Source organism: Streptosporangium sp. NPDC002721, from assembly GCF_042888905.1.
Lineage (GTDB): Bacteria > Actinomycetota > Actinomycetes > Streptosporangiales > Streptosporangiaceae > Streptosporangium.
Window position 1 is genome coordinate 42423 of the sequence record NZ_JBIAQI010000001.1, and the last position, 26174, is coordinate 68596.

The 26174-nt window shown below is 72.8% G+C and carries 24 protein-coding genes and 1 pseudogene; 17 read left to right on the top strand and 8 right to left on the bottom strand.

The window, feature by feature from the left end; all coding sequences use genetic code 11:
* Nucleotides 1-15: 15 nt before the first annotated feature.
* Nucleotides 16-940 (bottom strand): annotated as a pseudogene (locus ACFYWM_RS00185) (RNA-guided endonuclease InsQ/TnpB family protein).
* Nucleotides 941-950: 10 nt separating this feature from the next.
* On the opposite strand from ACFYWM_RS00185, the gene ACFYWM_RS00190 reads away from it, so the two are divergent.
* On the top strand, nt 951-1121 hold the full coding sequence (locus ACFYWM_RS00190; protein WP_389906752.1) for a type II toxin-antitoxin system Phd/YefM family antitoxin: 171 nt from the start codon (nt 951-953) through the stop codon (nt 1119-1121).
* Nucleotides 1122-1459: 338 nt separating this feature from the next.
* Nucleotides 1460-2485 (top strand): 6-phosphofructokinase, encoded by a 1026-nt coding sequence (locus tag ACFYWM_RS00195; RefSeq protein ID WP_389906754.1) that lies wholly within the window; start codon nt 1460-1462, stop codon nt 2483-2485.
* 136 nt (nt 2486-2621) lie between these two features.
* On the opposite strand, the gene ACFYWM_RS00200 is transcribed toward ACFYWM_RS00195, so the two are convergent.
* On the bottom strand, nt 2622-3479 hold the full coding sequence (locus ACFYWM_RS00200) for an MHYT domain-containing protein (RefSeq protein WP_389906756.1): 858 nt from the start codon (nt 3477-3479) through the stop codon (nt 2622-2624).
* A 77-nt stretch (nt 3480-3556) separates the two neighbouring features.
* Between ACFYWM_RS00200 and macS the strand changes: the two genes are divergently transcribed.
* From macS to thiI, 3 genes are all read left to right on the top strand, one after another.
* The gene (gene macS, locus ACFYWM_RS00205; RefSeq protein ID WP_389906758.1) at nt 3557-4666 is read left to right on the top strand and encodes a MacS family sensor histidine kinase; all 1110 of its coding nucleotides are present in this window, start codon (nt 3557-3559) and stop codon (nt 4664-4666) included.
* Nucleotides 4667-4817: 151 nt separating this feature from the next.
* Nucleotides 4818-5456: a response regulator gene (locus tag ACFYWM_RS00210; protein ID WP_389906760.1), complete on the top strand. Its 639-nt coding sequence runs from the start codon at nt 4818-4820 to the stop codon at nt 5454-5456.
* Between the two features lie 135 nt (nt 5457-5591).
* A complete protein-coding gene (gene thiI, locus ACFYWM_RS00215) occupies nt 5592-6794 on the top strand; it encodes a tRNA uracil 4-sulfurtransferase ThiI (RefSeq protein WP_389906762.1) in 1203 nt (400 codons plus the stop codon).
* Nucleotides 6795-6910: 116 nt separating this feature from the next.
* On the opposite strand, the gene aroF is transcribed toward thiI, so the two are convergent.
* A complete protein-coding gene (gene aroF / locus ACFYWM_RS00220) occupies nt 6911-7948 on the bottom strand; it encodes a 3-deoxy-7-phosphoheptulonate synthase (RefSeq protein WP_389906764.1) in 1038 nt (345 codons plus the stop codon).
* A gap of 377 nt (nt 7949-8325) precedes the next feature.
* Between aroF and ACFYWM_RS00225 the strand changes: the two genes are divergently transcribed.
* The 3 genes from ACFYWM_RS00225 to ACFYWM_RS00235 all read left to right on the top strand — a co-directional run bounded on the left by ACFYWM_RS00225 (nt 8326) and on the right by ACFYWM_RS00235 (nt 11059).
* The gene (locus ACFYWM_RS00225) at nt 8326-8940 is read left to right on the top strand and encodes a molybdopterin-dependent oxidoreductase (RefSeq protein WP_389906766.1); all 615 of its coding nucleotides are present in this window, start codon (nt 8326-8328) and stop codon (nt 8938-8940) included.
* A 48-nt stretch (nt 8941-8988) separates the two neighbouring features.
* A complete protein-coding gene (locus ACFYWM_RS00230; protein WP_389906768.1) occupies nt 8989-10194 on the top strand; it encodes a histidine kinase in 1206 nt (401 codons plus the stop codon).
* Between the two features lie 76 nt (nt 10195-10270).
* The gene (locus ACFYWM_RS00235; protein ID WP_389906770.1) at nt 10271-11059 is read left to right on the top strand and encodes a LytR/AlgR family response regulator transcription factor; all 789 of its coding nucleotides are present in this window, start codon (nt 10271-10273) and stop codon (nt 11057-11059) included.
* A gap of 944 nt (nt 11060-12003) precedes the next feature.
* On the opposite strand, the gene ACFYWM_RS00240 is transcribed toward ACFYWM_RS00235, so the two are convergent.
* Nucleotides 12004-12843 carry a deoxyribonuclease IV gene (locus tag ACFYWM_RS00240; protein WP_389906772.1) on the bottom strand — a complete coding sequence of 280 codons (840 nt, stop codon included), beginning with the start codon at nt 12841-12843 and terminating at the stop codon, nt 12004-12006.
* A gap of 219 nt (nt 12844-13062) precedes the next feature.
* Here ACFYWM_RS00240 and uraD point away from each other — a divergent pair, with 219 nt between their 5' ends.
* The 9 genes from uraD to alc all read left to right on the top strand — a co-directional run bounded on the left by uraD (nt 13063) and on the right by alc (nt 21613).
* A complete protein-coding gene (uraD, locus tag ACFYWM_RS00245; RefSeq protein ID WP_389906774.1) occupies nt 13063-13677 on the top strand; it encodes a 2-oxo-4-hydroxy-4-carboxy-5-ureidoimidazoline decarboxylase in 615 nt (204 codons plus the stop codon).
* On the top strand, nt 13674-14012 hold the full coding sequence (gene uraH, locus ACFYWM_RS00250) for a hydroxyisourate hydrolase (RefSeq protein ID WP_389906776.1): 339 nt from the start codon (nt 13674-13676) through the stop codon (nt 14010-14012). The genes uraD and uraH overlap by 4 nt, the downstream gene beginning before the upstream one ends.
* A 2-nt stretch (nt 14013-14014) precedes the next feature.
* Entirely contained in the window at nt 14015-14935 is a 921-nt protein-coding gene (pucL, locus tag ACFYWM_RS00255; RefSeq protein WP_389906778.1) for a factor-independent urate hydroxylase, read from the top strand.
* Nucleotides 14936-14940: 5 nt separating this feature from the next.
* Entirely contained in the window at nt 14941-15816 is an 876-nt protein-coding gene (locus tag ACFYWM_RS00260; protein WP_389906780.1) for an FAD binding domain-containing protein, read from the top strand.
* Entirely contained in the window at nt 15816-16289 is a 474-nt protein-coding gene (locus tag ACFYWM_RS00265) for a (2Fe-2S)-binding protein (RefSeq protein ID WP_389907495.1), read from the top strand. The genes ACFYWM_RS00260 and ACFYWM_RS00265 overlap by 1 nt, the downstream gene beginning before the upstream one ends.
* The gene (locus tag ACFYWM_RS00270; protein WP_389906782.1) at nt 16286-17656 is read left to right on the top strand and encodes an 8-oxoguanine deaminase; all 1371 of its coding nucleotides are present in this window, start codon (nt 16286-16288) and stop codon (nt 17654-17656) included. Before ACFYWM_RS00265 ends, ACFYWM_RS00270 begins: the two co-directional genes overlap by 4 nt.
* A 252-nt stretch (nt 17657-17908) precedes the next feature.
* Nucleotides 17909-19150: a glycerate kinase gene (locus ACFYWM_RS00275; RefSeq protein ID WP_389906784.1), complete on the top strand. Its 1242-nt coding sequence runs from the start codon at nt 17909-17911 to the stop codon at nt 19148-19150.
* Complete coding sequence (gene allB, locus ACFYWM_RS00280; protein ID WP_389906786.1) at nt 19147-20460, top strand: allantoinase AllB; 1314 nt, start codon at nt 19147-19149, stop codon at nt 20458-20460. The genes ACFYWM_RS00275 and allB overlap by 4 nt, the downstream gene beginning before the upstream one ends.
* Before the next feature lie 217 nt (nt 20461-20677).
* Nucleotides 20678-21613 (top strand): allantoicase, encoded by a 936-nt coding sequence (alc, locus tag ACFYWM_RS00285; protein WP_389907497.1) that lies wholly within the window; start codon nt 20678-20680, stop codon nt 21611-21613.
* A gap of 20 nt (nt 21614-21633) precedes the next feature.
* Here alc and pknB read toward each other — a convergent pair whose 3' ends face one another.
* From pknB to thiO, 4 genes are all read right to left on the bottom strand, one after another.
* The gene (gene pknB / locus ACFYWM_RS00290) at nt 21634-23571 is read right to left on the bottom strand and encodes a Stk1 family PASTA domain-containing Ser/Thr kinase (RefSeq protein ID WP_389906788.1); all 1938 of its coding nucleotides are present in this window, start codon (nt 23569-23571) and stop codon (nt 21634-21636) included.
* 75 nt (nt 23572-23646) lie between these two features.
* Nucleotides 23647-24462, bottom strand: coding sequence for a thiazole synthase (locus ACFYWM_RS00295; protein ID WP_389907499.1), 816 nt, complete (start codon nt 24460-24462; stop codon nt 23647-23649).
* A 51-nt stretch (nt 24463-24513) separates the two neighbouring features.
* Nucleotides 24514-24714, bottom strand: a complete 201-nt coding sequence (gene thiS, locus ACFYWM_RS00300) for a sulfur carrier protein ThiS (RefSeq protein ID WP_344745009.1) — start codon at nt 24712-24714, stop codon at nt 24514-24516.
* On the bottom strand, nt 24711-25949 hold the full coding sequence (thiO, locus tag ACFYWM_RS00305; RefSeq protein ID WP_389906791.1) for a glycine oxidase ThiO: 1239 nt from the start codon (nt 25947-25949) through the stop codon (nt 24711-24713). The genes thiS and thiO overlap by 4 nt, the downstream gene beginning before the upstream one ends.
* Between the last annotated feature and the right edge of the window lie 225 nt (nt 25950-26174).

The window sequence follows — 26174 nt, forward strand, 5'->3', positions numbered from 1 at the left end:
TCAGTCGGTGCCGCGTCATGCGGCACCTCTGAGGCTTCCTGCTTCGTCGGCGTCCGCCACCGCGAGCGGTGGTCTTACGTCACCTCCACAGGCGTTTAACCTGTCCGCCCGTCCGGCTGCCAGAATGTTGATCGCAGCGTTGACGTCCCGGTCGTGAACCGCCCCGCACGGGCAGATCCACGACCGGACGTCCAGCGGCATCTCCTCGGCGACGGTGCCGCAGGTTGAGCACAGCTTCGACGAGGGAAACCATCGGTCGATCTTCACGAAGGTCCGCCCGCACCTGGCGGCCTTGTACTCCAGCATCGCCACGAACTGCGACCAGCCCGCGTCGTGCACGCTCTTGGCGAGCTTCGTGCGCGCCAGAGCGGACACCGCCAGGTTCTCCACGTACACAGCTTGGTTGTCGCTGATCAATACGGCGGAGAGCTTGTGGGCGAAGTCCCGGCGGGTGTCAGCTACGCGGGCGTGTGCGCGGGCGACCTTCACCCGGGCCTTGGCCCGGTTCGCGGAACCCTTCTCCTTGCGACTCAGCGCTTTTTGGGCTTTGCGGAGCTTCTTCGCCCTGGTTGTTCTTCTTCGACCGGAACCGGGGCGGCGCGACCTCGCGGCCCTTGCGCTTGCCCGACAGCGAGGCAAAGAAGTTGCGGTAGGCCGTGTTGAGGTCGGCGAGGGCCTGCTGCAACACGACGGCGGACACCTCGCCCAGCCATCCGCGCTCCACGGTGAGCTTGGCCTGGGTGATGACCTGCTTGGACAGGTCTCCGTCGCAGATGTACGGCAGCCCCGCCTCGTGGGCGTCTTGGCGTGCGCGCAGTCCGTCGTTGAACACCACGCGGGCGCACCCGAACGCCCGTGCCAGCGCGTGGCGCTGGTCGGCGGTCGGGTAGAGCCGGTACTGGTATCGAAGCCGTACGGTACCAACGGTACCATGCCTTATGACTGAGCGTATGAGTGTTCGAGAACTCCGAGACCAGCTAGGCCGCCGCATCGACGTCGCCCACTTCACCGGCGAACCCACCATCGTGGAACGCCACGGCGAACCCCGCGCCGTCCTCGTCTCCTACACGTGGTGGGCCGAACAGCAAAACCGGGAAGGTCAAGGCACGCTCGCGCCCTAGCGGGCACTCCCGCGCGGGCCTTCACCCCCGGCCTGAAGGCCGGAGCACTAACCCGCAATTCGGTAGCATTCCCAAAAAGGGACATCTCTCCCGCGTCCGGCGTCGCCTCCCGAGGTGCCCGTGACGCGTGTGCCCGGCCGGACGCGGGAGAACCGGGCCCGCCGGGCGGCTCACCCGCCGATCACGGGAAACGACAGGCGCGGACTGCTCATTTGGTCTAGACCACTGGGCGCATCTGCGGGCAGAATGCGTTGCGTCGGTGGCGAAAACCCATCGCCGTACCGACCGTGCCACTTAGTCTGGCCATCTTGTCACCCAACTCATTACCGGAGGATGCCATGCGTATCGGAGTGCTCACCGGAGGCGGCGACTGCCCCGGCCTGAACGCCGTTATCCGCGCTGTCGTGCGCAAGGGAGTGGGCGTCCACGGACATGAGTTCGTCGGTTTCCGCGACGGCTGGCGGGGCCCCCTCGAGGGCGACACCATGCCGCTTGACATCGACGCCGTACGCGGGATCCTGCCGCGCGGCGGAACGATCCTTGGCTCTTCCAGGACCAACCCGATCAAGATCGAGGGCGGCGTTGAGAAGATCAAGGAGAACCTCGCGAAGGGCGGGGTCGACGCGCTGATCGCGATCGGCGGCGAGGACACCCTCGGTGTGGCCAAGCAGCTCTTCGACAAGGGCGTGAAGGTCGTCGGCGTGCCCAAGACGATCGACAACGACCTCAACGCGACCGACTACACCTTCGGCTTCGACACGGCCGTCAACATCGCCGTCGAGGCGATCGACCGCCTGCACACCACCGCCGAGTCCCACCACCGCGCGCTGATCTGCGAGGTCATGGGCCGCCACGCGGGCTGGATCGCCCTGCACGCCGGAATGGCGGGCGGCGCCAACGTCATCCTCATCCCGGAGAAGCCCTTCGACATCGACAAGGTCTGCGCCTACGTCGAGTCCCGCTTCAAGACGAAGTACGCGCCGATCATCGTCGTGGCCGAGGGCGCGCACCCGGTCGAGGGCCAGATGGCGCTGCAGGCGGGCGAGCTCGACGCCTTCGGCCACGTCCGGCTCGGCGGCATCGGCGAGAACCTCGCCAAGGAGATCGAGAAGCGCACCGGCAAGGAGGCCCGCACCACCGTGCTCGGCCACATCCAGCGCGGCGGCACCCCCACGGCCTTCGACCGGGTGCTGGCCACCCGGTTCGGCCTGCAGGCCATCGACGCGGTGCAGGAGGGCGACTTCGGCAAGATGGTCGCCCTGCAGGGCACCGACATCGTCAGGGTCGGCCTCGACGAGGCCACCAAGGAGCTGAAGACCGTTCCGGCCGGCCGCTACGAGGAGGCCGAGGTCTTCTTCGGCTGAGCCTCCCGGGGTCTCGGCCCCGGTAAGTGTTCTGCAAGCGGCCTCCCCTAGCCTCCCGGCAGGGCGGCCGCTCGCGAGTCCCCTCCATGTACGGCTTGCGCCTTGACCAGGCACCAGCGGGGGCGCAAGCCGTACATCACCGCTCCCGGGAGTCGAACAGTGACGGGCCCTTCGGCGCGGGGGCCGGGGCGGGGGCGGCCGGCTCGCGGAGCCGGTCCTCGTCGCGGCGGTTCTCCAGCCTGGCCAGCAGGGCGGCGTCGGTCTCCATCTCCCGCTGCGACGGCGCCAGGATGACGGCCAGCAGCAGGCCGAGGGTGAGCAGGCTCACCAGGGCCAGTGTGGGCAGCATGAAGTCGACGCCCCGGGCCCCCTCGATCGGAGCCAGCGAGATCAGCGGCCGTACCTCGAGGGCGAACATGCCGGTGTAGTGCATGCCGCAGACCGCCAGAGCCATGATCAGCGCGGCGCCGCCGGTGGCGAGCGCGCCGCTGACCCGCAGGGTGAACCAGAGCGCCACCGTGGAGGCGGCGATCGCGATCAGCACCGAGAGCCCGACCAGCAGCGGGTCGTAGGAGACCTGCGCCGACATGTTCATCGCGAACATCCCGATGTAGTGCATACCCGCCACGCCGAGACCGGTGAGTACGCCCCCGGACAGCAGCGGGAGCACCTTCTCCCCCCGGTAGGAGACCAGGAACAGGCCCGCGCCCACGATGACGACCGCCAGGGCCGCCGAGCCGACCGTCAGCGGAACGTCGTAACGGATCTGGCCACCGCCGACGGCGAAGCCCATCATGGCGACGAAGTGCATGACCCAGATTCCGGTGCCGCCGATGGACAGCGCCCCGCCCGCCAGCCAGCGGGCGCGGGCCGCGCCCGTCGTCGCGCGGGCCTTGGCGGTGAGCAGAAGGCCGAGCATGCATCCGACGCTCGACATGACGTAGGCCAGCACGGGGGTGAGCAGGCCATAGGAGAAGTGATCTACGTGGGACATGTTCCGGTTTCTCGTAAGAGGGAAATCAGGGGATTATTGCAGTTCGTCACCTTTGCGGCGAAAAGCGAGGGTGGCCGGTGACCGGAATCGAGGATCCGTTCTGGCGGGCGGTGGCGGTCTTCCGCGTCGCGTCCCTCGCGTACGCGGCGCTCCTGCTCGTCCGGGCCGGGGGGTACGCCCACCCGGCGACCGGCTGGCTGGTGATCGGCGTCATGGCGCTGTGGACCGTGGCGACGATCTTCGCCTACTCCATCAGGGAGTTCCGCGGCCGGCCCCTGCTCGCCGCCGACATGCTCGTGACCGTGGGCTGCCTGCTCGCCACTCCGGCCGTGCAGGGCATCTACCAGCAGGGCAGCCTGCCGATCACCGGCACCTGGATGGGCGGTGCGGTGCTCGCCTGGGCGGTGTACGGCGGGCGGCGGCTGGGGGCGGTGGCCGCGCTGATCGTCTCGCTCGCCGACCTGTGGCTGCGCGGCGTCCTCGGGGGCGACCTCGGGATGCTGCCGATCAACGGCACCGTCCTGCTCTTCCTCGCCGGGGTGGTCGTCGGGCACGTGGCCCGGCTCGCCAAGAAGGCCGAGGAGCGCATGCAGCAGGCGATCGAGCTGGAGGCGGCCGGGCGGGAGCGGGAGCGGCTCGCCCGGGGGATCCACGACTCGGTACTCCAGGTGCTCGCGCTGGTCCAGCGGCGCGGGCAGGAGATCGGCGGCGAGGCGGCCGAGCTGGGCAGGCTCGCGGGCGAGCAGGAGGCCGCGCTGCGCGAGCTGGTCAGGCTCAGGCCCGAGACGTCCGCCCTGGGCACCGCCGACCTGTGCGTCCTGCTGCACAGGTACGGCTCGGCCACGGTCACCGTCTCGGCCCCGGCGACCCCGCTCACCCTGCCCGCGGCCACCGCGGCCGAGATGGCCGCCGCGGTCGGGGCCGCCCTGGACAACGTCGCCCGCCACTGCGGGGCGCGGGCGCCCGCGTGGGTCTTCGCCGAGGGCGAGGACGGGCTGGTCACCGTGACCGTCAGGGACGAGGGGCCCGGCATCGCGCCCGGACGCCTGGACGAGGCCGCCGCCGCCGGGCGGCTCGGCGTCGCGCAGTCCATCAGGGGCCGCATCGCCGACCTCGGCGGCACGGTCACCGTGATCTCCGGACCCGGCCGGGGCACCGAGATCGAGATGTCGGTTCCGGCGGGTTAGGGCGGTTGGGCCGGGTGGGCCGCGACGGCTTCCGGTCGTGGCGTGCGAGTGGCGTACGAGTGGTGTACGAGTGGCGTGGGCGGGTGACCTCCGGGGCGGGTGACGGGAAGAAGACCGGCAGGGTGGGACAGAACGGCTTTAAGGTGAGCCAATGCGCGTGATGGTGGTGGACGACCACCCGATGTGGAGGGACGGGGTGGCCAGGGACCTGGCCGAGGCCGGGTACGAGGTCGTGGCGACGGTCGGGGAGGGGCGGCAGGCGGTCCGGGTGGCCGCGGCGGTCCGGCCCGAGCTGGTCGTGCTCGACCTGCAACTGCCCGACATGCCGGGGGTCGAGGTGGCCAGGAGGCTCGCCGCGTCGGAGCCGCCGCCCAGGGTGCTGATGCTGTCGGCCAGCGGCGAGCAGGAGGACGTGCTGGAGGCCGTCAAGGCGGGCGCGTCCGGATATCTCCTGAAATCCGCGAGCAAGGAGGAGTTCCTCGACGCGGTCAGGCGCACCGCCGAGGGCGACGCGGTGTTCACCCCGGGCCTGGCGGGACTCGTCCTGGGGGAGTACCGCAGGCTGGCCGCCAGGCCCGCGCCCGAGGCGACCCCCCGCCTGACCGAGCGGGAGACCGAGGTGCTGCGCCTGGTCGCCAAGGGCCTGTCGTACAAGCAGATCGCCGAGCGTCTCGTGCTCTCGCACCGGACGGTGCAGAACCACGTCCAGAACACGTTGAACAAGCTCCAGCTCCACAATCGGGTGGAGCTGGTCCGCTACGCGATCGAGCAGGGCCTCGACGGGTCGTGAGCGCGACTAAAGTGACAAGGTCGAGACGTTGTCTTTGCGTGAGCGCGCGAGAGACTTGACCGAGGTTCCCCGAAATCGGGTTCCCGGCGTCTCCCGACTCCCCGTCCCCCTCGAAGTTCCACCGGAGGTCGCACCATGACCATGTCCGCCTTGGGCGAGCCCTGCGTTCTGCTCAAACTGGGCGAGGTCGTCCTCAAGGGCAACAACCGCGAGCTCTTCGAGCGCAGGTTGCAGGCCAACATCAAGGCCGCCCTGAAGGACGTCGGCGTCAAGGTCGACGTACGGCAGCGCCACGGTGTCATCGCGCTCTTCCTGCCGGACGGCAGCGGCGCGGAGATCGCCGACGCGGTCGCCGAGCGCGTCTCGTACGTCCCCGGCCTGGTCTGGGTCCACCGCGCCTGGCGGGTGGAGAAGGACCCCTCGGCGATCACCAAGGCGGCCATCGAGCTGCTGGCCGACCGCGACGACGTCAGGCGCGGCGTCTCCTTCGCGGTGCGCTCCCGCCGCCGCGACAAGCGCTTCCCGCTCACCTCGATGCAGCTGGACCGCTCGGTCGGCGGCGAGCTCAACGACATCTACGGCCTGCCGGTCGACCTGAAGAACCCCGAGCTGGTGGTCTCCATCGAGGTCGACCGCGACGAGGCGTTCGTCTTCACCGGCGGGCAGCCGGGCCAGGGCGGGCTGCCGGTCGGCACCAGCGGCAGGGGCCTGGTGCTGATGTCGGGCGGCATCGACTCCCCGGTGGCCGCCTACCGGATGATGCGCCGTGGCCTGCGGGTCGACTTCCTGCACTTCTCCGGCATCCCCTTCACCACCTCCGAGTCCATCTACAAGGCGTACGCCCTGGTCAGGGCGCTGGACAAGTTCCAGGGCGGGTCACGGCTGTGGGTCGTCCCGTTCGGCAAGGCCCAGCAGTCGATCAAGGCCTCGGGGCAGGAGCGCCTCGCGATCATCACCCAGCGGCGGCTGATGCTGAAGACCGGCGAGGAGGTCGCCCGCCGTCTGCGCGCCGGGGCCCTGGTCACCGGCGACTCCCTGGGACAGGTCTCCTCGCAGACCCTGCAGAACATCACCGCCCAGGACGACGCCGTCGACATGCCGATCCTGCGTCCCCTCATCGGTCTCGACAAGACCGAGATCATGGCCGAGGCCCGCCGCATCGGCACCCTGGCGATCTCCGAGCTGCCCGACGAGGACTGCTGCACGCTCCTGGCCCCCCGCAAGGCCGAGACCGCCGCGAAGGTCGCCGACCTGAAGAAGATCGAGCGCCGCCTCGACGCCGAGGAGCTCGCCGTCCAGCTCGCCGGTTCCCTGCAGGAGTACAAGATCGACGCCTGATCCCCCCGGGCGCACCCGAGGGGTCAGGAGGTCCCGGCCGGGCAGGCTCCCGGGAGCGTCACGGCCGAGAGGCCGAGAGGCCGAGAGGGCAGGGAGGCCGGGAGGGCCGGGAGGTGTCAGGCGGGGGCCAGGAGGTCACCGGCGGCGACCTTGCCCAGCAGCGGCGGGAAGAGCTCCATCACCCGGGCGAGCTCCTCCAGGTCGCCGTGGACGAGCGCCTGCGGGCCGTCGCAGAGGGCCTGCTCGGGGTGCGGGTGGACGTCGATGATCACGCCGTCGGCCCCGGCCGCGACGGCCGCGCGGGTGAGCGGCAGGACCAGGTCGCGGTGGCCGCCGGAGTGGGACGGGTCGACGATCACCGGCAGGTGCGACAGCCGCTGGGCGAGCGGCACCGCCGAGACGTCCAGGGTGTTGCGGGTGGCGGTCTCGAAGGTGCGGATGCCGCGCTCGCACAGCACGATGTCGAGGTTGCCGCGCTGGGCGACGTACTCGGCGGCCATCAGCCACTCCTCGATGGTGGCGCTCATCCCGCGCTTGAGCATCACCGGCTTGCCGGAGGCGCCGACGGCCTGCAGCAGCGCGAAGTTCTGCGCGTTGCGGGTGCCGACCTGGAGCATGTCGGCGTAGGAGGCCACCAGCTCCACGTCGTCGGCGTCGACGACCTCGGTGACGATGGGCAGCCCGGTCTCCTCGCGCACGTCCGCGAGGATGCGCAGGCCCGCCTCGCCGAGCCCCTGGAAGGCGTACGGGGAGGTGCGGGGCTTGTAGGCGCCGCCGCGCAGCAGGGTGGCCCCGGCCGCCTTCGCCATCAGGGCGGCCTCCAGGGTCTGCCCGGGGGTCTCCACGGCGCACGGCCCGGCGATCAGGGTGACCGTGTCCGGGCCGATCGGCACGCCGCCGACGCGCACGGTGGAGCGCTCGGGATGGTTGTCGCGGCTCACCAGCTTGTACGGCGCGCTCACCCGCATCACGTCGGCCACGCCCGGCATCCCGCGCAGGTCGAGGGTGGCGAACTGGGCGATGTCGCCGACCAGGCCGATGATCGTGCGGCTCACGCCCCGGCTGACGAACGCCTCGCCGCCCGCCGCGCCGATGATCTCCACGATCGCCTCGACGTCCTCCCGGGTGGCGCCGGGACCCATGACGATGACCATTTCTCTGCCTCTCGATCTTCCCGCCGGAGCCCGCCGATCCCGGCGGACTCCGATGGTTCTCGTTGGTTGTGGCGTTCTTGACAGGGGCCGGAAAACGCGAAAGGCCCCGGGTCCGAAAACCGGACCCGGGGCCTTTCGTTCGCCAGGCTGTCAGCGCAGCATCTGGTGGCGAACGGTCCGACCTAAGGGTCCGTCGCCATACCAAAACCAGAACGCGGTGCGCATAGCCGCAAATGATAGCGCACGACGAGAACGCGCTCTCCCGTGACCCGGCGGCGGGGCGGGGAAGGGGGCAATGCGGTGGCCACCGAGGTGGCGGGAAACCGGTGGTGGCAGGATTACCCCGTGCCAGCGGGGAAACGGCGAGGGGAGTGACGGTGGAGCAGTCCGAATCGCCGGAGGAGCCTCGCCTGCCCCCTGGTCAGTACGTCCCACGGGGCAGGCCGGTGATCCACTACGGCAGGGTGCCCACGTTCCGCCCGGCGACCTGGCAGCTGCACGTCATGGGGGCGACCGCCTCGGGCGAGCAGCACCGCTTCACCTGGCCCCAGTTCTCCGAGCTGCCGCGCACCACGATCGTGGCCGACTTCCACTGCGTCACCAAGTTCTCGATCATGGGCAACGAGTGGAGCGGGGTGTCCACGGAGACGCTGATGGCGATCGCCCCGCCCGCGCCCGACGTGAAGCACGTGATGATCTGGGGTGAGTACGGCTACAGCGCCAACGTCCGGCTGAGCGACTTCGTCCGCTCCCAGACCATGTTCGCGCTGGAGTTCGACGAGAAGCCCATCTCCCCGGAGCGCGGGTTCCCGGTGCGGATGATCGTCCCGCACCTGTACGCCTGGAAGAGCGTCAAGTGGGTCCGCGCCGTGGAGTACCTGGTGGAGGACAGACGCGGCTTCTGGGAGGAGCGCGGCTACCACAACATCGCCGACCCCTGGCGCGAGCAGCGCTACTCCTATCAGGAGGAAGCGGGCGAAGGCCCGCCGTGATCGGCGTTCTTCCCTGATCAGAGGGGTGTGTTGACTACGGTTTCCCGCATGTCGACGACCGGCTGGGCGCTGCTCTGCGCCCTCAGCGTCCTCCTCGGATTCCTCCTTCCGCGCTCGCGGCGGGAGCGTCCGGACCGTTCCGGCGGCCTGACGGACGAGGCCACCTTCCTCACCCTGCACATCGCGGCGATGGCGGCCCCCTCGCTGCGGGCCGGGCTCACCCGCGAGTCCGCCCGCAAGGCGGTCCGCCACCTGCGCGCCCTGCTGGGCACCGGCGCCATCGCGGTCGTCGACTCCGGCGGGCTGCTCGCCTGGGACGGCGCGGCGGGCTGCCACCGCGAGCACGCGGCCGAGCACGCCCGTGCGGTCCTCGCCTCCGCCCGCCCGCGCGTGATGGCCGCGGAGGAACTGGCCTGCGACACGCCAGGCTGTGCCGTCCGTGGCGCCGTCGTCGTGCCGCTCACCGTCGACGGGCGGGTGGTCGGCGCGCTGGCCGCGTACGACACCGTGGTGAGTACGGCGCTGGTGCGGACCGTCACCGAGGTCGGCCGGTGGGTCTCGGGGCAGCTGGAGCTCGCCGAGGTCGACTCCTCGCGGCGGCGGACGATGGCGGCCGAGATGCGGGCGCTGCGCGCCCAGATGTCCCCGCACTTCGTCTACAACGCGCTGACCACCATCGCCTCCTTCGTCCGCACCGACCCCGACCGGGCGCGGGAGCTGCTGGTGGAGTTCGCCGACTTCAACCGGTACGCGCTGCGCCGGGCCCGCGACTTCACCACCCTCGCCGAGGAGGTGCACTGCGTGGACCGCTACCTGCTCCTGGAACGTGCCAGGTTCGGCGACCGGCTGCGCGTCACCCTCCGGGTCGCGCCGGAGGTGCTGTCGCTGCCCGTCCCGTTCCTGTGCCTGCAGCCCCTGGTGGAGAACGCCGTCAGGCACGGGGTGGCCGCGGCGGGACGCCGCGGTGAGGTGCGGGTGGTGGTCAGCGACGCCGGTCCCGAGGCGCACATCAGCGTGGAGGACGACGGCCCGGGCATGTCCCCCGAGCGGACCCGGCTGCTCCTCGACGGCGGCTCCTCACGCCCGGCCTCGCGGGTGGGCCCGCACGGGGACGACGAGGAGGGGGTCGGGCTGGCCGGGGTGGACGTGCGGTTCCGGCAGATCTACGGCGAGGACTACGGCCTGGTCGTGGAGAGTGCCCCGAACGCGGGCACCACGATGAGGCTCCGCGTGCCCAAGCTCCCTCGCCAATAGCTACTTGTAGTCAAAGTATTACCTGAAGTCGCGATGAAGCTTGCGGCGGATGTGGTCGAGGGGGCAGCGTAGGGTCATGTTGCGAGTCCTGGCCGTTGACGACGAGGTCCCCGCTCTTGAGGAGATCGCCTACCTCCTCCGCCAGGACCCCCGGATCGAGCACGTCTCCACCGCCGTGGGCGGCGTCACCGCGCTCCAGGACATGGTCCAGATGGTCGGTGCGGGCGAGCGGCTGGACGGGGTCTTCCTCGACATCCGGATGCCCGGCCTCGACGGCCTCGACCTGGCCAGGCTCGTCGCGGGCTTCCCCAACCCGCCCCGGCTGGTCTTCGTCACCGCCCACGAGGAGTGCGCGGTGCAGGCCTTCGAGCTGGAGGCGGTCGACTACCTGCTCAAGCCGCTCAGGGCCGACCGGCTGGCCGAGGCGGTACGCCGCCTGGAGGCGATGACCCCCGCGGCGGCCGACCCGGTGCCCGAGGACGTCATCCCGGTCGAGCTCGCCGGGCGGACGAGGTTCGTGCCGCAGCAGGCCGTCTGGTTCGCCGAGGCGCAGGGCGACTACGTCCGGCTGCACACCGACGAGGGCAGCTACCTGGTCCGCATGCCGCTCGCCGCCCTGGAGCGGCGCTGGGCCGGATCGGGGTTCATCAGGGTGCACCGCAGCACGCTCGTCTCGGTGCGGCACGTGAGCGAGCTGCGCTTCGACGGCGGGCGGGTGATGCTCAGGGTCGGCACCGAGACGCTCCCGGTCAGCCGCCGCCACACCCGCCAGGTCCGCGAGCGGCTCGTCCGCCAGTTCCGCGACCGCCCGGCCGTCCCCGGGGCGGCCCGGGGCAGGTCCCTGCCCTCCGCCGCCCTCCGCTAGCGGCGCCCCTTCCCCGGGGCCCGGGGTCCGGGGTCCTCCCGAGTCCCCTTTCCCCGCCGGGCTTTCCCCTTTCCCGCCGGGCCTTCCGCTCTCCCCGCCGCGCCCCCGCGCCGGGTTCTCTGCCGGGCTTTCTCCGATGGGCCGTGCGTTCTTCCGGCCGCGCCGGCGGGCCGCGCGCTCCCAGGGGTCCCGCGGCCGTTCCCCGCCTCTCTCGGAGCCGTACGACCGCCCTGTGGCCGGGGCCGTTGACCTCGCCGTACAGGAAACCCCTCGGGCCCTCCTACGCCCCCGTGCGGCGATTCACGCCCGGGAGGACACCGGCACGCCCACCCCCGGGCCGCCGGGCCCGGCCATGCCTGACGGCGTCGCGGGGCCCCGCCTGGGACGCCTGCCTGCCGTTGCCGGATTTCCGAACCCGGATCCCGCTCGCCGCACGCGTCTCGCGGGTAACACCCGTGCGCTTCCTCACCGGTGGTCTCGTGGGTCCCGGAAGCCCCCGATCGACCGTTCGTCGTCCGCCGGCCGCCGTTCGTCGTGTCGCCACTCTCCGCACATCGACAACTACGAACCGTTAATCGCGCTGGAGGGAAAGCGCCGCTCACTCGTCTGGACGCGCCTCTAGTGTTCCCTCATCGGAGAGCGAGACCCGCCGCGTCAGGGGGGACACGGAGCCGCGAGGCTCGCAAAGGCCTGACGCGCGGACACCGGGTGACCGTCGAGAGCCGGAGACATCCGGTCACTCGGCCGCCGGGTCCTTGGCCGGAGGGGGAGGGGCCGCCGATCTCCGATGTGACGGGACGCCCGCGTTAGCCAGCGGCCGGACCGTGATCCGGCCACACGGGGGCGGCCGGATCACGAGGACGGGCGTCCCGTCCGACCTCGCGGTCTCAGGGGGACGCGGGCCCTGCCTGCCGGTGACCACCGGCAGGCAGCCGGTCGCCGGATCAGGTGTCGCGAAGCTTCTTGAGCGCCTCGACGTCCTCGCGGTGCTTCTCGGCCCCGCCCGGCGTCTCGATGCAGAACGGCACCCCCGCCATCGCGGGGTGGCGCATCATCTCGGCGAAGGGGGCGGAGCCGATGTGGCCGGCGCCGATGTTCTCGTGCCGGTCCCTCCTGGAGCCGCTCGGGTCCTTGGAGTCGTTGGCGTGGACCAGCTTGAGCCGCCCCGGGGCGACCGCGTGCAGGGCGTCCAGGGTCTCCTTGACGCCCTCGGAGGTCGACAGGTCGTGCCCGGCGGAGAAGACGTGGCAGGTGTCGAAGCAGACGCCCGCCTTCGGGTGCCAGTCGAGGGCCTCCAGATAGGGCTCCAGGTCCTGGACGGTCGCGCAGAGCACCCCGCCCTGCCCGGCCATCGACTCCAGCAGCAGGTCGGGCCCGTCGTCGGGGATCTCCTCCAGGAGCGGCAGGAGGTGCTCGTGCAGCTGGCGCAGGGCGGCGTCACGGGGCTGGCTCACCGCCGACCCCGTGTGGACGACCACTCCCTTCGCGCCGATCGCGTGGGCGCGCAGCAGGTTGTGGCGCACGGTGGCCACCGACTTCTCCAGCGTCTCGGGGCTCGGGGAACCCATGTTGACGAGGTAGGAGGCGTGCACGAAGGACAGCGTGCCCGATTCGCGCAGGGCGGCGTCCTGGGCGGGGTCACCCGCGGCGAGCGCCCAGCCTCGGGGGTTGGTGACGAACACCTGGATCATCTCGGCGCCGATGTCCGCGGCGTAGCGCAGCCCGCCCTTGGCGAGACCGCCGGTGACGGAGACGTGGCCGCCGATGGGGGAGTGTGAGGTCATAGTGCCACCATTTTAGGCGCCGCCCAGGGGGGCCACCGAGCACCGCCGGCCGGTGTTCCCGCCGCTCGCCGTTGCCCGCCGTCACCCGGCGCCGTCGCTCCCGAATCACCCGCCGTCCGGTGAGTTTGGAGCATGTTACGAAAATCTGGGGCAAATCATGGCTCACTTTGCGCTTCGTGGCGCTGGACCGCGCACGGTGGGGGTGTGTGTACTGCTCACATGCCTAAGGGGAACTCCGCGCCGCCGCTCTCGGGACTGGCCGCGTTCAACGCGCTGGGCGCCGAGGAGGCCGAGGCCGGGCTGCTGGCCTGCTGCGCCTCCCGCGCCTTCGCCCGGGAGGTGGCCGCGCTGCGCCCCTACCGAGACCTCGACCGGCTGGCCGAGGTGGCGGAGGCCGCCGTACGGGAGCTGGACTGGTCCGGTGTCGGCGAGGCGCTGGCCGCCCACCCCCGGATCGGCGAGCCGCCCGGGGAGAACGGCCCGGCGGCGGGTTCCGGGCCGCCCGGCCGCCGGGAACGGCGTCCGGAGGGGCACCCGGAGCCCCCGGAGGGACACTCGGCGAGGGAGGCGGCCTGGTCGCGCGGGGAGCAGGCGGGGGTCGACACGGCCGGACGGGAGGTCCTCGACCGGCTGGCGGAGGGCAACCGCGCCTACGAGCGCCGCTTCGGCCACGTCTACCTGATCTGCGCCACCGGCCTGTCGGCGGAGGAGATGCTGGCCCGTCTCACGGAACGGCTCGGCAACGACGAGGACACCGAACGGGACGTCGTCAGGGCCGAACTCGCGAAGATCACCCGTCTGCGGCTGGCGAAACTCCTGGGAGCCGCCCGATGAGCCTGTCCACCCACGTGCTGGACGCCGCCCTGGGCAGGCCCGCGGCCGGGGTCGCCGTACGCCTGGAGAGACCGGGAAGCCCGGACGGCACGGGGAGGGGCGGCGAGGTGCTCGCCGAGGGGGTCACCGACGCCGACGGGCGGATCGCGGGATGGACCTGCGGGGCGGGCGAGCACCGCCTGGTCTTCGACACCGGCGGCTACTTCGCGGCCCGCGCGGTGAAGGCCTTCTATCCCAGGGTGTCGATCGACTTCACCGTCACGGACCCGGCCGAGCACCACCACGTGCCCCTGCTGCTCAGCCCGTTCGCCTACTCGACGTACCGAGGGAGCTAAGCATGCCCGTCGTTCTCGGCCCCAACCGCTACGGCAAGGCGGAGACCCGCCTGGTCCGCGTCGTCAGGGACGGCGGCGTCCACCACCTCAAGGACGTCACCGTCGGCTCGGCGCTGTCCGGCGACATGGAGGCGGTCCACCTCACCGGGGACAACGCCGCGGTCCTGCCGACCGACACGCAGAAGAACACCGTCTACGCCTTCGCCAGGAAGTACGGCGTGGCCGAGATCGAGGACTTCGCGATCCTGCTGGCCCGCCACTACGTGGAGTCGCAGCCTGCCGTCCACCACGCCCGCGTGGAGGTCGAGGAGCACTTCTGGGACCGCATCCCGGTGCCCGACGACGTCGCGAGGGAGCGCGGGCGGCACTCCTTCGTCCGCTCCGGCCGGGAGACGCGCACCTGCGCCGTCCACCACGACCGCGACGGCACCACCACCGTGGTCTCCGGGCTGAGGGACCTGGTGGTGCTCAACTCGACCGACTCGGAGTTCTCCGGTTTCGTCGAGGACGAGTACACCACCCTCCCGCCCACCAAGGACCGCGTCCTCGCCACCGCCGTCTCGGCCCGCTGGCGGCACCTGCCCGGCGCGATCTCCTCGGTCTCCTCGGTCTCCTCGGGGACGGCGTACGGGGAGTCGTACGACGAGGTGCGCCGCCACCTGCTCGGGGCGTTCGCCGAGACCTACAGCCTGTCGCTGCAGCAGACGCTCTACGCGATGGGCGAGCGGGTGCTGAACGCCCGCGAGGAGGTCTGCGAGGTGCGCCTGGCGATGCCGAACAAGCACCACTTCCTGGTCGACCTCACCCCGTTCGGGCTGGACAACCCCAACGAGGTGTTCCACGCGGCCGACCGTCCCTACGGGCTGATCGAGGGCGGCGTGCTGCGCGACGACGCCCCCGACGCCCGCTTCGCGTGGGAGTGAGGACCATGGACTTCCTGCGACCCGCCACGTGGGCGGAGGCACTCGCCGCCAGGGCCGACCGGCCGGACGCGGTACCCATCCAGGGCGGCACCGACATGATGGTCGAGCTCAACTTCGACGTGCGGCGGCCCGGCGCGCTGCTCGACCTGAACCGGGTCGCCGAGCTCGCCGGGTGGAGCGAGGAGCCGGACGGCAGGCTCAGGGTCGGCGCGGGGGTGACGTACGCCCGGCTCATCGCCGAGCTGGGCGACCGGCTGCCCGGCCTGGCTCAGGCCTCCCGCACGGTCGGCTCGCCGCAGATCCGCAACCGGGGCACCGTGGGGGGCAACCTCGGAGCGGCCTCGCCCGCCGGGGACAGCCACCCGCCGCTGCTGGCAGGGGACGCGGTCGTCGAGGTCGAGTCCGCGGCCCGGGGCGTGCGGATGATCCCGGCCGCGGACTTCTACCTCGGGGTCAAGCGCAGCGCGCTGGAGGCCGACGAGCTGATCCGGGCCTTCTGGATGAGCCCCGCGAGCGGACCCGAGTACTTCTCCAAGGTCGGCACCCGCAACGCGATGGTGATCGCGGTCTGCTCGTTCGCGATCGCGCTCCGTCCCGGCGAGCGCCGGGTCGGCACCGGCATCGGCTCGGCCGCTCCCACCCCCCGCCGCGCCGTCGCCGCCGAGGAGTTCCTCGCCGCCGAGCTCGACTGGGAGGCGCGGCTCGACCCCGCGGTGCTCGGCCGGTTCGGCGAGCTGGCCGCCGAGGCCGCCTCGCCGATCGACGACGTGCGCGGCACCGCCGGATACCGGCGCCACGCCGTCGCGGTGATGGCGCGGCGCACCCTCACCTGGGCGTGGAACGAGTTCCGCTCCGGACACTTCGAGAGGAGGGCCGGATGATGCGCGTCACCTTCACCGTCAACGGCCGCACGGAGACCGCCGACGACGTCTGGGAGGGCGAGAGCCTCCTGTACGTGCTGCGCGAGCGGGTCGGCCTGCCGGGTTCCAAGAACGCGTGCGAGCAGGGCGAGTGCGGCTCCTGCACGGTCTACCTCGACGGGGTCCCCGTCTGCGCGTGCCTGGTCGCCGCCGGGCAGGCCGAGGGGCGCCAGGTCCGCACCGTCGAGGGGCTCGCCGACGGCGACCGGCTCGACCCGATCCAGGAGGCCTTCGTCGAGTGCGGCGCCGTCCAGTGCGGCTTCTGCACCCCCGGCCTCCTCGTCCAGGCCCACGACCTGCTCGAACGGGTCGCGCGGCCGTCCGACGCGGAGATCCGCGAGGCCCTGGCGGGCAACCTGTGCCGGTGCACCGGCTACGAGAAGATCCTCGACGCCGTACGCCTCGCCGCGGCGCGAAAGGCGGAGGCTTCATGAGTTCCATCCTGATCGAGAACGTTCACATCGCCCCGGTCGTGGGCCCGGAGATCGCCTCGGGGCACATCCACGTCGAGGGCGACAGGATCGCGGCCGTGGGCGCGGGCCCGGCGCCGGAGGTCCCGGGAGCGGCCAGGATCGACGGCACCGGCTGCCTGGCCACCCCCGGCCTGGTCAACACCCACCACCACCTCTACCAGTGGGCCTCCCAGGGGCTCGCCCAGGACGCCACCCTGTTCGAGTGGCTGACGGCGCTCTACCAGGTGTGGGCCGCGATGGACGCCGAGGTCGTCAGGGGGGCGGCGGGCGCGGGGCTGGGCCATCTGGCCCTGTCGGGCTGCACCACCTCCAGCGACCACCACTACATCTTCCCCAAGGGGCGCGGGGACCTGTTCGCCGCGGAGATCGAGGCGGCCCGCGAGGTCGGCCTGCGCTTCCACCCCGCCCGGGGCTCGATGGACCGGGGGAGGTCGCAGGGCGGCCTGCCGCCGGACGTCGTGGTCGAGCGGCTCGACGAGATCCTGGACGCGACGGCCGAGGCCGTCGACACCTACCACGACCCGTCCTTCTCCTCGATGCTCCGCGTCGCGGTCGCCCCCTGCTCGCCGTTCTCCGTCAGCGCCGACCTGATGACCGAGGCCGCCGCGCTGGCCAGGTCCAAGGGGGTACGGCTGCACACCCACCTCGCCGAGACCCTCGACGAGGAGGAGCACTGCCTGCGGCAGGTCGGGCAGCGCCCGGTCGACTACATGGAGAAGCTCGGCTGGCTCGGCCCGGACGTGTGGTTCGCCCACGCCGTCCACCTGAGCGACGGCGACATCGACGTCTTCGCCCAGACCGGGACGGGTTCGGCGCACTGCCCCAGCTCCAACGGCCGTCTCGGCGCCGGGATCGCCCGTGTCTCCGAGATGCTCCACCGGGGCGCGAACGTCGGCCTGGGGGTGGACGGCAGCGCCTCCGCCGAGCTGACCTCGCTCTCCGGCGAGATGCGGCAGGCCCTGCTGTTCCAGCGGGCCAGGTACGGGCCCACCGCGCTCACCGCCCGGCAGGCCCTGGAGATCGCCACCCTCGGCGGGGCGAGGAACCTGGGCCGCCAGGAGGAGCTCGGCTCCCTGGAGGCCGGGAAGCTCGCCGACATCGCCCTCTGGCGCACCGGGGCCTTCGCCTCCGCGGTCGCCGACCCGGTCTGCGCCCTGGTCTTCGGCACCCGGCAGCCCTCGCTGGCCCGGCTGCTGGTCGGCGGCCGGACCGTGGTCGAGGACGACGAGCTGCGTACCGTCGCCCAGGACGAGCTCGGCCGCGCCGGAGGCGAGGCGCACCGCCGCCTCATGCGCCTGGCCGCGGAGCAGGGCTTCGGGATCTCTTGACCCTCCCGCGCGGCGGCCCGGAGGTCCCGCCGGAGAGGACAGGCCGACCGGGAAGCCCGGGAAGTCCGGGAAGTCCGGGAAGCTCAGGGGGAACCCGGCGTCCGGGAGTTCCGGGGCGAGGGACCGGGCGTCCGGTGCGTCCGGGGGTGGATGTCAAGATGGTGCTCCGTCTCACCGGGTTCCGGCATCCGCCTCCCGTCCGCTCGCACCGGCCGGGGACGCGTGCCGCCCATCCGTCACCAGGGAGCAGGGTTGTCTGAGTCGTCGGGACACGTCGTGATCGCCCCGGACAAGTTCAAGGGCTCGCTGACCGGCGCCGAGGTCGCCGCGCGGGTCGCGGCGGGCCTCGGGCCCGGCGTCGCCACGGTCGCGCTGCCGGTGGCCGACGGCGGCGACGGCACCGTGGACGCCGTCGTGGCCTGCGGGTTCACCCGCGTCGAGGTCGAGGTCACCGGCCCCGTCGGCGAACCGGTCCTCGCCTCCTACGCCTGGCGCGACGCCTCCCCGCCACGGGACGGCTCCCCGGGAGGGGACGTGCCGACGGCGGTCGTCGAGCTGGCCGAGGCGTCCGGCCTGCGGCGGCTGCCGGTCGCCTCCGGGCCCGCCGCCCCGGCGGGGTCCCCCGCGCACGAGGGCGTCGAGCTGGCCCCGCTCACCGCGACCAGCCACGGCACCGGCGAGCTGGTCGCCCACGCCGTACGGCGCGGGGCCCGGCGGGTCGTGCTCGGTCTCGGCGGCAGCGCCTGCACCGACGGCGGCACGGGCATGATGCGGGCGCTCGGCGTCCGCTTCCTGGACGCCGAAGGGAAGGACCTGCCCTTCGGGGGAGCGGCCCTGCGCGACCTGGAGAGGATCGACACCTCCGGGCTCCTCCCGATCGACGGGGTCGAGTTCGTGGTCGCGGGCGACGTGGACAACCCGCTGCTCGGCCCGCACGGCGCCGCCGCCGTGTACGGGCCGCAGAAGGGCGCGAGTCCCGACGACGTGAAGCTGCTCGACCGGGCCCTCGCCCGGCTCGCCGCCGTCGCCGCGCACACCCACGGCCTGGTCGGGGCCATCGAGCACGACGGCGTCGTCCGCTCGATGGGCGTGGCGGGACAGCCGGGCGCGGGCGCCGCCGGGGGAGTGGGCTTCGCCGCGCTCGCCTTCCTGGCGGCCGACTTCCGCCCCGGCATCGACTACCTCCTGGAACTGCTCGGCTTCCGCGACCGGCTGGAGGGCGCGCGCCTCGTCGTCACCGGTGAGGGCTCGCTCGACGAGCAGACGCTGCGCGGCAAGGCGCCCGCGGGGGTCGCGAGCGCCGCGGCCAAGGCCGGGGTCCCGGTCGTCGCGGTCTGCGGGCGCCGCAGCCTCGGCGACGAGGAGCTGAACGCGGCGGGCATCACGGCCGCCTACGCCCTCACCGACATCGAGCCCGACCCGGCCGTGTGCATGTCCCAGGCGGGCCCGCTGCTGGAGCGGCTCGCCCGCAGGGTCGCGGAGAGGCACCTGTGAGCGCGAAGGCCGAGAACGTACCGGATCTGGTCATCCGGTCCCGCAGGGTCGTGCTGCCCGGGGGAGAGGGACCGGCGGTGGTCGCCGTACGGGACGGGAGGATCGTCGGGGTGTACGCCCACGACGCCTGGCCGGAGGCCGCCGAGCGGGTCGACCTCGGCGACGTCGCGCTGCTGCCCGGCCTGGTCGACACCCACGTGCACGTCAACGAGCCCGGCCGTACCCACTGGGAGGGGTTCGCCTCCGCCACCCGGGCGGCCGCGGCGGGCGGGGTGACCACGATCGTGGACATGCCGCTCAACTCGCTGCCGCCGACCGTGGACACGGACGCCCTGGAGGTGAAGAGGCGGGCCGCGGACGGGCAGTGCGCGGTGGACGTCGCCTTCTGGGGCGGGGCGGTCCCCGGCAACGCCGGGGACCTGCGACCGCTGCACGAGGCGGGCGTGCGCGGGTTCAAGTGCTTCCTGTCCCCGTCGGGCGTGGACGAGTTCCCGCCGCTGGACGAGGCCGGGCTGCGGGCCGCGATGACGGAGATCGCCTCCTTCGACGGCCTGCTGGTCGTCCACGCCGAGGACCCCGCGCTGCTCGCCGATCCCGGGGGGCCGGGATACCCGGAGTTCCTCGGCTCCCGGCCGGGGGAGTCCGAACGCCGCGCCGTCGAACGGGTCGCCGCGCTGGCGGGGGAGACCGGGGTGCGGGCGCACATCCTGCACGTGTCGTCCGCGTTGTGCCTGGAACCGCTGGCGAGGGCCCGGCGGGAGGGGGTGAGGCTCACCGCGGAGACCTGCCCGCACTACCTCACGCTGACGGCCGAGGAGGTGCCCGAGGGGGCCACCCAGTTCAAGTGCTGCCCGCCGATCCGCTCCGCGGCCAACCGCGACGAGCTCTGGCGCGGTCTCGCCGACGGGGTGCTCGGCTGCGTCGTCTCCGACCACTCGCCCTCCACCCCCGACCTGAAGGTGCCCGACTTCGCCGCCGCCTGGGGCGGGATCTCCTCCCTCCAGCTGGGCCTCACCGCCGTCTGGACCGAGGCGGTACGGCGCGGGCACGGCCTGGGCGACGTCGTGCGCTGGATGGCGGGGAACCCGGCCGAGCTGGCCGGGCTGCGCGGCAAGGGAGCCATCGCCGTGGGCGCGGACGCCGACCTGGTCGCCTTCGACGCCGGCGCCGTCCACACCGTGGACGTCTCCGCCCTGCACCACAGGAACCCGGTCACGCCCTACCACGGCAGGACGCTGCTGGGGGAGGTGCGCACGACGTGGCTGCGCGGCCGGGCCGTGGGTAGGGATCCCCGGGGCGTCCTCCTGTAGGCCCGCCGACCCCGCCGACCCCGCGGACCTCTGGACGGCCCTGGCGGGACGATCCGGCCGGAACGGTTCCGGTCCGTGCGACGACCCTGTGGAACGGCCCCGGCGGCCGGGACGGCTCCCCGCGAGAAAGGCTCTCTCCTTGACCGAATTCACGACCGAGTTCACCACCGGATCCCCGACCGAGTTCACGACCGAGTCCCCGGCGGGGTTCACCGCGCTGCCCGACCTCGCCCTGCGCACCCTCGGCGGCTCGGTCGTCGCCGCCAACGACGAGTCCTTCGCCGAGAAGGAGAGCCTCATCAGGCCGGGCCGCCCCGGCTTCGCGCCGCACACCTTCGGGGCCAAGGGCCAGGTCTACGACGGCTGGGAGACCCGCAGGCGCCGCGAGCCCGGCCACGACTGGGCCCTGGTCAGGCTCGGCATGCCCGGCGTGGTCAGGGGCGTCGTGATCGACACCGCCTGGTTCAAGGGCAACTACCCGCCGTACGCCTCCGTCGAGGCCGTCGAGGTCGAGGGCTACCCCACGGTCGCCGAGCTGGAGGCGGCCGGCTGGACGGAGATCGTTCCCAGGAGTGACCTCAAAGGGGACGCCGAACACCTCTTCGCGGTCTCCGGCGAGCGCCGTTTCACGCACGTACGGCTGAACATGTTCCCCGACGGGGGGATCGCCCGCCTGCGGGTGCACGGCGAGGTCAGGCCCGACCTGTCCCTGTACGAGGGGCTCGGCCTGGACCTGGCCGCCCTGGAGAACGGCGCGCTCGTCGTCGCCTGCTCCAACGAGTTCTACTCCTCGCCCAACAACGCCATCTCACCCGGTCTCGCCCGCCACCAGGCCGAGGGCTGGGAGACCGCCCGCCGCCGCGACGACGGCAACGACTGGCTGGTGATCCGCCTGGCGGGCTCCGGCGTCGTCAGCCTCGCCGAGATCGACACCACCAACCTGGTGTTCAACGCCCCCGCCGAGGTCTCCGTCACGGGCAGCGCGGACGGCACCACCTGGTTCCCGCTGCTGCCCAGGACCCGCCTGCTGCCCGACACCCGGCACCGCTTCCGCGTCCGGGACGCGCCCGCGGCCGCGTACGCCAGGGTGGACATCCACCCCGACGGCGGCCTGGCCCGGATCCGCCTGCACGGCTTCCTCACCGGGGGCTGACCCGCGCCGGCACCGGAGTGTCAGTACCAGATGGTGACCTCGGTGCCCGGCGGGACCGCCTGGCCGCCCGCCGGGATCTGGGCGAGCACCCTGCCCTTGCCCAGGGTGCGCCTCAGCTTCACCGTGACCCCCGCGGCGCGCAGCTCGTCTCTCGCCGCGCGGTAGTCCTTGAACACGATGTTCGGGACCACCACGATCTTCTGGTCGTCGCCGGGCGGGGGCTCGCCCTCGCGCTCCCAGGGCCAGCGCCAGTCGCCGCCGCACTGCGACAGGGTCAGCCGGACCACGGCACCCCGGTCGACCTCGGCCTTGGGCTGCGGGTCCTGGGCGATGACGGTGCACGGCTGGGCGGAGTCGGTCTGCTCGACGAACTCGGGGACGAACCCGGCCCCGCGCAGCACCGCGTCGGCCTGGTCGCGGGGCATGCCCCTGATGTCCGGCATGACCAGGCCCGCGCTCACGACCAGGTCGACCTTGCTGTTCTCCTTGACCGGGTTTCCCACGGCGGGGACGGTCCGCATCACCTGGCCGCGCGGCACGGTCTCGCTGGCCTGCTTCCTGACGTCGTCGACGCGGAGGGAGAACTTCGCCAGCTCGCTCCTGGCCTGCGGGTCGGTCATGCCCACCACGTTGGGCACCGCCACCCGCTTGGGGCCGGCCGAGGCGATGAGGATCAGCTTGCTCTGCGGCTCGACCTCGGTGCCCGCCACGGGCTCGGTGCGCAGCACGATCCCCTTGGGAACCTTCTCGTCGTGCTCGGCCTCGCCCGTCTCGACAGTGAAGCCGCTCCGCCTGGCCTCGCCGGTGGCGGCCGTGACGTTCTTGCCCACCAGGGTGGCGGGCACCACGATGGAGGTGTTCTGCGAGAACAGCCAGCCGGTCACCCCCACCGCGATCACCATCACCACGGCCAGCCCGATCAGGAACCAGCGGGCCCCCGAGCTCCGGCGCGCCCTGGGGGCGGCCTCGGGGCGGTCGCCGGCCGGGCCGGTGAGCAGGTCGGCGCGGGGCTGGATCAGCGTGTGGTTGGCCGGGGCGGGAGGCGCGGGCGCCACCGGCTCGTGGCCGTGCGGCGGGCCGACGGGCAGGGACGGCACCGGGCCGCTCTCCCTGGGCAGCATCCGGTGCGCCTCGACGGCGGCGACCAGCAGCGCGGTGGCGTCCGCCGGACGGTGCGCGGGGTCGCGGGCCGTCGCCCTGGCCACCAGGGTGTCGAGCAGCGGGGAGGAGCCGGGCAGCAGCGCCGAGGGCACGGGCACCGTGTCGTGCACGTGCCGGTAGGCCACCGACATCGGGGTCTCGCCCTCGTACGGCTGGCGGCCGGTCAGCAGCTCGAACAGCATGATGCCGGCCGCGTAGACGTCGCTGCGGGCGTCGGCCCCGCCGGAGGTCACCTGCTCGGGCGACATGTAGCCGATCGTGCCGATCATGACACCGGTGCGCGTCTGGTTGCTCGCCTCGATCGCGCGGGCCAGGCCGAAGTCGACGACCTTGACCCGGCCGTCGTCGGCGAGCAGCACGTTCTCCGGCTTGACGTCCCGGTGGATGAGGCCGGACTGGTGGGCGGCGCCCAGCGCGGCGAGGACGGGGATCATGACTTCCAGCGCCTCGCGGGCGGGCAGCCTGCCCCGGGCACGGAGCACGTCGCGCAGGGTCCGCCCCGGCACGTACTCCATCGAGAGGTAGACGTTGTCCCCGTCCGTGCCCTGGTCGAACACGTGCACCACGTTGGGGTGCGACAGGCTGGCCACCGACTTGGCCTCGCCGATGAAGCGCCGCACGAAGGCGGGGTCCTCGGCGAGCGAGCGGTGCATCACCTTGACGGCGACCGTGCGGTCGAGCCGGACGTCCAGGGCCAGATAGACGGTCGCCATTCCGCCCCGGGCGATCCGGGACTCAACGCGGTAACGCCCGTCGAGGAGTTTCCCGACCAGGGGGTCCGTAAGCGTCGTGTCCACGTGGCCGAGTTTACGGGCGATTTGGCGCCGGGAGGGTCCCCGAATCCCAAACCGATGCCGAGACGTGGTGGTTTTCTATCGATGAATCGGAGGCGGGCCGTCGATCGCGGGAGAGGAGGCCTCCGCGTAGCGACGCCGGGGTATCCGCCCGGCCATACGAGCCGCCCGGCCTGCCGAGACGGCCGAGCGCATCGCCCGCGCCATCAGGTCCGGACGCTGCGCCCGGGTGACCGCCGTCGCCAGCAGGACCGCGTCGCAGCCCAGCTCCATGGCCAGCGCCGCGTCGCTGGCCGTGCCGATCCCGGCGTCCAGGATCACCGGCACGTTCGCGAACTCCACGATCAGCTCGATGTTGTGCGGGTTGCGGACGCCCAGCCCCGAGCCGATCGGCGCGCCCAGCGGCATCACCGCCGCGCAGCCCGCCTGCTCCAGCCTGCGCGCCAGCACGGGGTCGTCGCCGATGTAGGGCAGCACGGTGAACCCGTCGGCGACCAGCCGCTCCGCCGCGTCGAAGGTCTCGATGGGGTCGGGCAGCAGGGTGCGCTCGTCGGCGATGACCTCCAGCTTGACCCAGTTCGTCTCCAGCGCCTCCCTGGCGAGCCTGGCGGTGAGCACGGCCTCGCCCGCGGTGAAGCAGCCCGCGGTGTTCGGCAGCACCTTGATGTCGCGCCGGCGCAGCACGTCGAGCACCGAGCCCCGCGCGGCCGGGTCGAGCCGCCGCATCGCGACCGTGGTCAGCTCGGTCCCCGAGGCGGCGAGCGCCCGGTCGAGGATCTCCAGGGACGGGGCGCCCCCGGTGCCCATGATGAGGCGGGAGGAGAACCTCTCCCCGCCGATGATCAGATCGTCCGCCACGTCCGCCACGTCCGCCACGTCCGCCACGTCCGCCATGTCCGCCATGTCCGCCACTTGTGTCACGTCTGCTGTGTCCGTCATCGCCGGTCAACCTCCCTGAACCGCGGTGAGCACCTCGACGCGGTCGGCCTCCGCGAGCGCCGTGGACTCCCAGGCGCCGCGCGAGACGACCTCGTCGTTCACCGCGACGGCCACCCCGCTCCGCACGCCGGTCAGCCGCTGTACGGCCTGCGCGACGGTCGCCCCCGGGGGCAGCTCGTGCGCGGCGCCGTTGATGGTCACGTTCATCGGTGCTCCCGCGGTGTGTGCTCAGAATGCCCGGTGTGCTCGCCGTGCCCGGGACGCTCGCTGAGGACGCGCTCCCGGGAGTGGTCGTGTGGCGGGGAGCCGGGCTCCCCGAAGCGAAGGGGGGAGCAGAGCGCCGAGAGCGCCGAGAGAGCCGTGTCCGCCTCGCCGCCCTCGCCCGCGCAGAGGTCGGCGGTGAGCGGCGCGAGCAGGACCCCGCCCCGGTGGTGCCCGGTGGCCAGGTGGAGACCGGGCAACACCGTGGGGCCGATCAGCGGCAGGTTGTCCGGGGTGCCGGGACGAAGCCCGGCGGCCACCTCGGCCACCTCCAGCTCGGTCACCCCGGGGACGAGCTCGCGCGCGTCGCGCAGCAGCTCCCACAGCCCTCCGGCGGTGACGCGGGTGTCGAAGCCCATCTCCTCCTGGGTGGCGCCGAGGACCATCTCGCCGTCGCCGCGCGGCACCAGGTAGACGTGCGAGCCGTGGACGACCCCGCGCACGCACCGCCGCAGGATCGGCGCGGGGGAGCGCAGCCGCATGATCTGGCCCTTGACGGGCCGCACCGGGGGCAGCGCCTCCGGGGGCACCCCCTCCAGGGAGCCCGACCAGGCCCCGGCCGCGAGGATCACCAGGTCGGCGCCGACGCTCTCGCCGCCCGCCAGGCGTACCCCGGTGACCGTCCCGGAGGTCGTGAGCAGCCCGGCCACCCGGGCGCGTACCAGGGCGCCGCCCGCCCGCTCCAGGGCCGCCAGGAGTGCCGCGGTGACCTTCCTGGGGTCCACCCAGGCGTCGCCGCCCGCGAGCAGGCCACCCCGGACGGCGGGGGCGAGCATGGGCTCCAGGCGGCGGCACTCGCGGCCGGTGAGCCGCTCGGCGGGCAGCCCCAGCCTGGAGACGAACGCGGCGAGGTCGTCCAGCGCCCCCAGGTCGTCTGAGCCGAAGGCGACGTCGAGCGTGCCGTCGGTGCGGTGGTCGAGATCGTGCCCGCTCGCGTCCGCCAGCTCGGCGGCGAAGGCGGGCCAGCGTTCCAGGGAGGCCAGGCCCAGCCGCAGCAGCGGCTCCTCGGTGTAGGTGACCTCGCTGACCGGGGCGAGCATGCCCGCCGCCGCGTGCGAGGAGCCGGAGGCCGGCGCGGGGTCGGCCACCGCCACCCGCAGCCCCCGCCGGGCGGCGCGCCACGCCACCGACAGGCCGATCACGCCGCCGCCGACGACGAGAAGATCGAAATGGTCCGCCATACGTGCTCCGCTCCCTTCGCCGGCATGACCCGGATCAGGTTCGTGGCGGTCGAGGGCTCGCTCGCGGACGCTTTCCGGACCTCGCGCTCCCGTGCCGTGCCGGGTCGCGCCCCAGGGCGCGTCTCCTCGCACATCACCGGCTCGCGGGGGCCTTCCCCGCCCGCAGCCCTCCTCTCAGCCCGGTGCGTTCCGGGCTCCCGCGCGTCTTCACCCCCACCCTAAGGG

Bases quoted from the DNA above. Each gene is read 5' to 3' on its own strand.
- uraH (WP_389906776.1), top strand. From the start codon at position 13,674: ATGAGCCTGTCCACCCACGTGCTGGACGCCGCCCTGGGCAGGCCCGCG.
- thiI (WP_389906762.1), top strand. From the start codon at position 5,592: ATGACCATGTCCGCCTTGGGCGAGCCCTGCGTTCTGCTCAAACTGGGC.
- thiO (WP_389906791.1), bottom strand. From the start codon at position 25,949: ATGGCGGACCATTTCGATCTTCTCGTCGTCGGCGGCGGCGTGATCGGC.
- uraD (WP_389906774.1), top strand. From the start codon at position 13,063: ATGCCTAAGGGGAACTCCGCGCCGCCGCTCTCGGGACTGGCCGCGTTC.
- ACFYWM_RS00265 (WP_389907495.1), top strand. From the start codon at position 15,816: ATGCGCGTCACCTTCACCGTCAACGGCCGCACGGAGACCGCCGACGAC.
- ACFYWM_RS00210 (WP_389906760.1), top strand. From the start codon at position 4,818: ATGCGCGTGATGGTGGTGGACGACCACCCGATGTGGAGGGACGGGGTG.
- ACFYWM_RS00230 (WP_389906768.1), top strand. From the start codon at position 8,989: ATGTCGACGACCGGCTGGGCGCTGCTCTGCGCCCTCAGCGTCCTCCTC.
- ACFYWM_RS00260 (WP_389906780.1), top strand. From the start codon at position 14,941: ATGGACTTCCTGCGACCCGCCACGTGGGCGGAGGCACTCGCCGCCAGG.
- ACFYWM_RS00235 (WP_389906770.1), top strand. From the start codon at position 10,271: ATGTTGCGAGTCCTGGCCGTTGACGACGAGGTCCCCGCTCTTGAGGAG.
- pucL (WP_389906778.1), top strand. From the start codon at position 14,015: ATGCCCGTCGTTCTCGGCCCCAACCGCTACGGCAAGGCGGAGACCCGC.
- ACFYWM_RS00295 (WP_389907499.1), bottom strand. From the start codon at position 24,462: ATGGCGGACGTGGCGGACGTGGCGGACGTGGCGGACGTGGCGGACGAT.
- aroF (WP_389906764.1), bottom strand. From the start codon at position 7,948: ATGGTCATCGTCATGGGTCCCGGCGCCACCCGGGAGGACGTCGAGGCG.
- thiS (WP_344745009.1), bottom strand. From the start codon at position 24,714: ATGAACGTGACCATCAACGGCGCCGCGCACGAGCTGCCCCCGGGGGCG.
- ACFYWM_RS00200 (WP_389906756.1), bottom strand. From the start codon at position 3,479: ATGTCCCACGTAGATCACTTCTCCTATGGCCTGCTCACCCCCGTGCTG.
- ACFYWM_RS00240 (WP_389906772.1), bottom strand. From the start codon at position 12,843: ATGACCTCACACTCCCCCATCGGCGGCCACGTCTCCGTCACCGGCGGT.
- ACFYWM_RS00270 (WP_389906782.1), top strand. From the start codon at position 16,286: ATGAGTTCCATCCTGATCGAGAACGTTCACATCGCCCCGGTCGTGGGC.
- ACFYWM_RS00190 (WP_389906752.1), top strand. From the start codon at position 951: ATGAGTGTTCGAGAACTCCGAGACCAGCTAGGCCGCCGCATCGACGTC.
- ACFYWM_RS00195 (WP_389906754.1), top strand. From the start codon at position 1,460: ATGCGTATCGGAGTGCTCACCGGAGGCGGCGACTGCCCCGGCCTGAAC.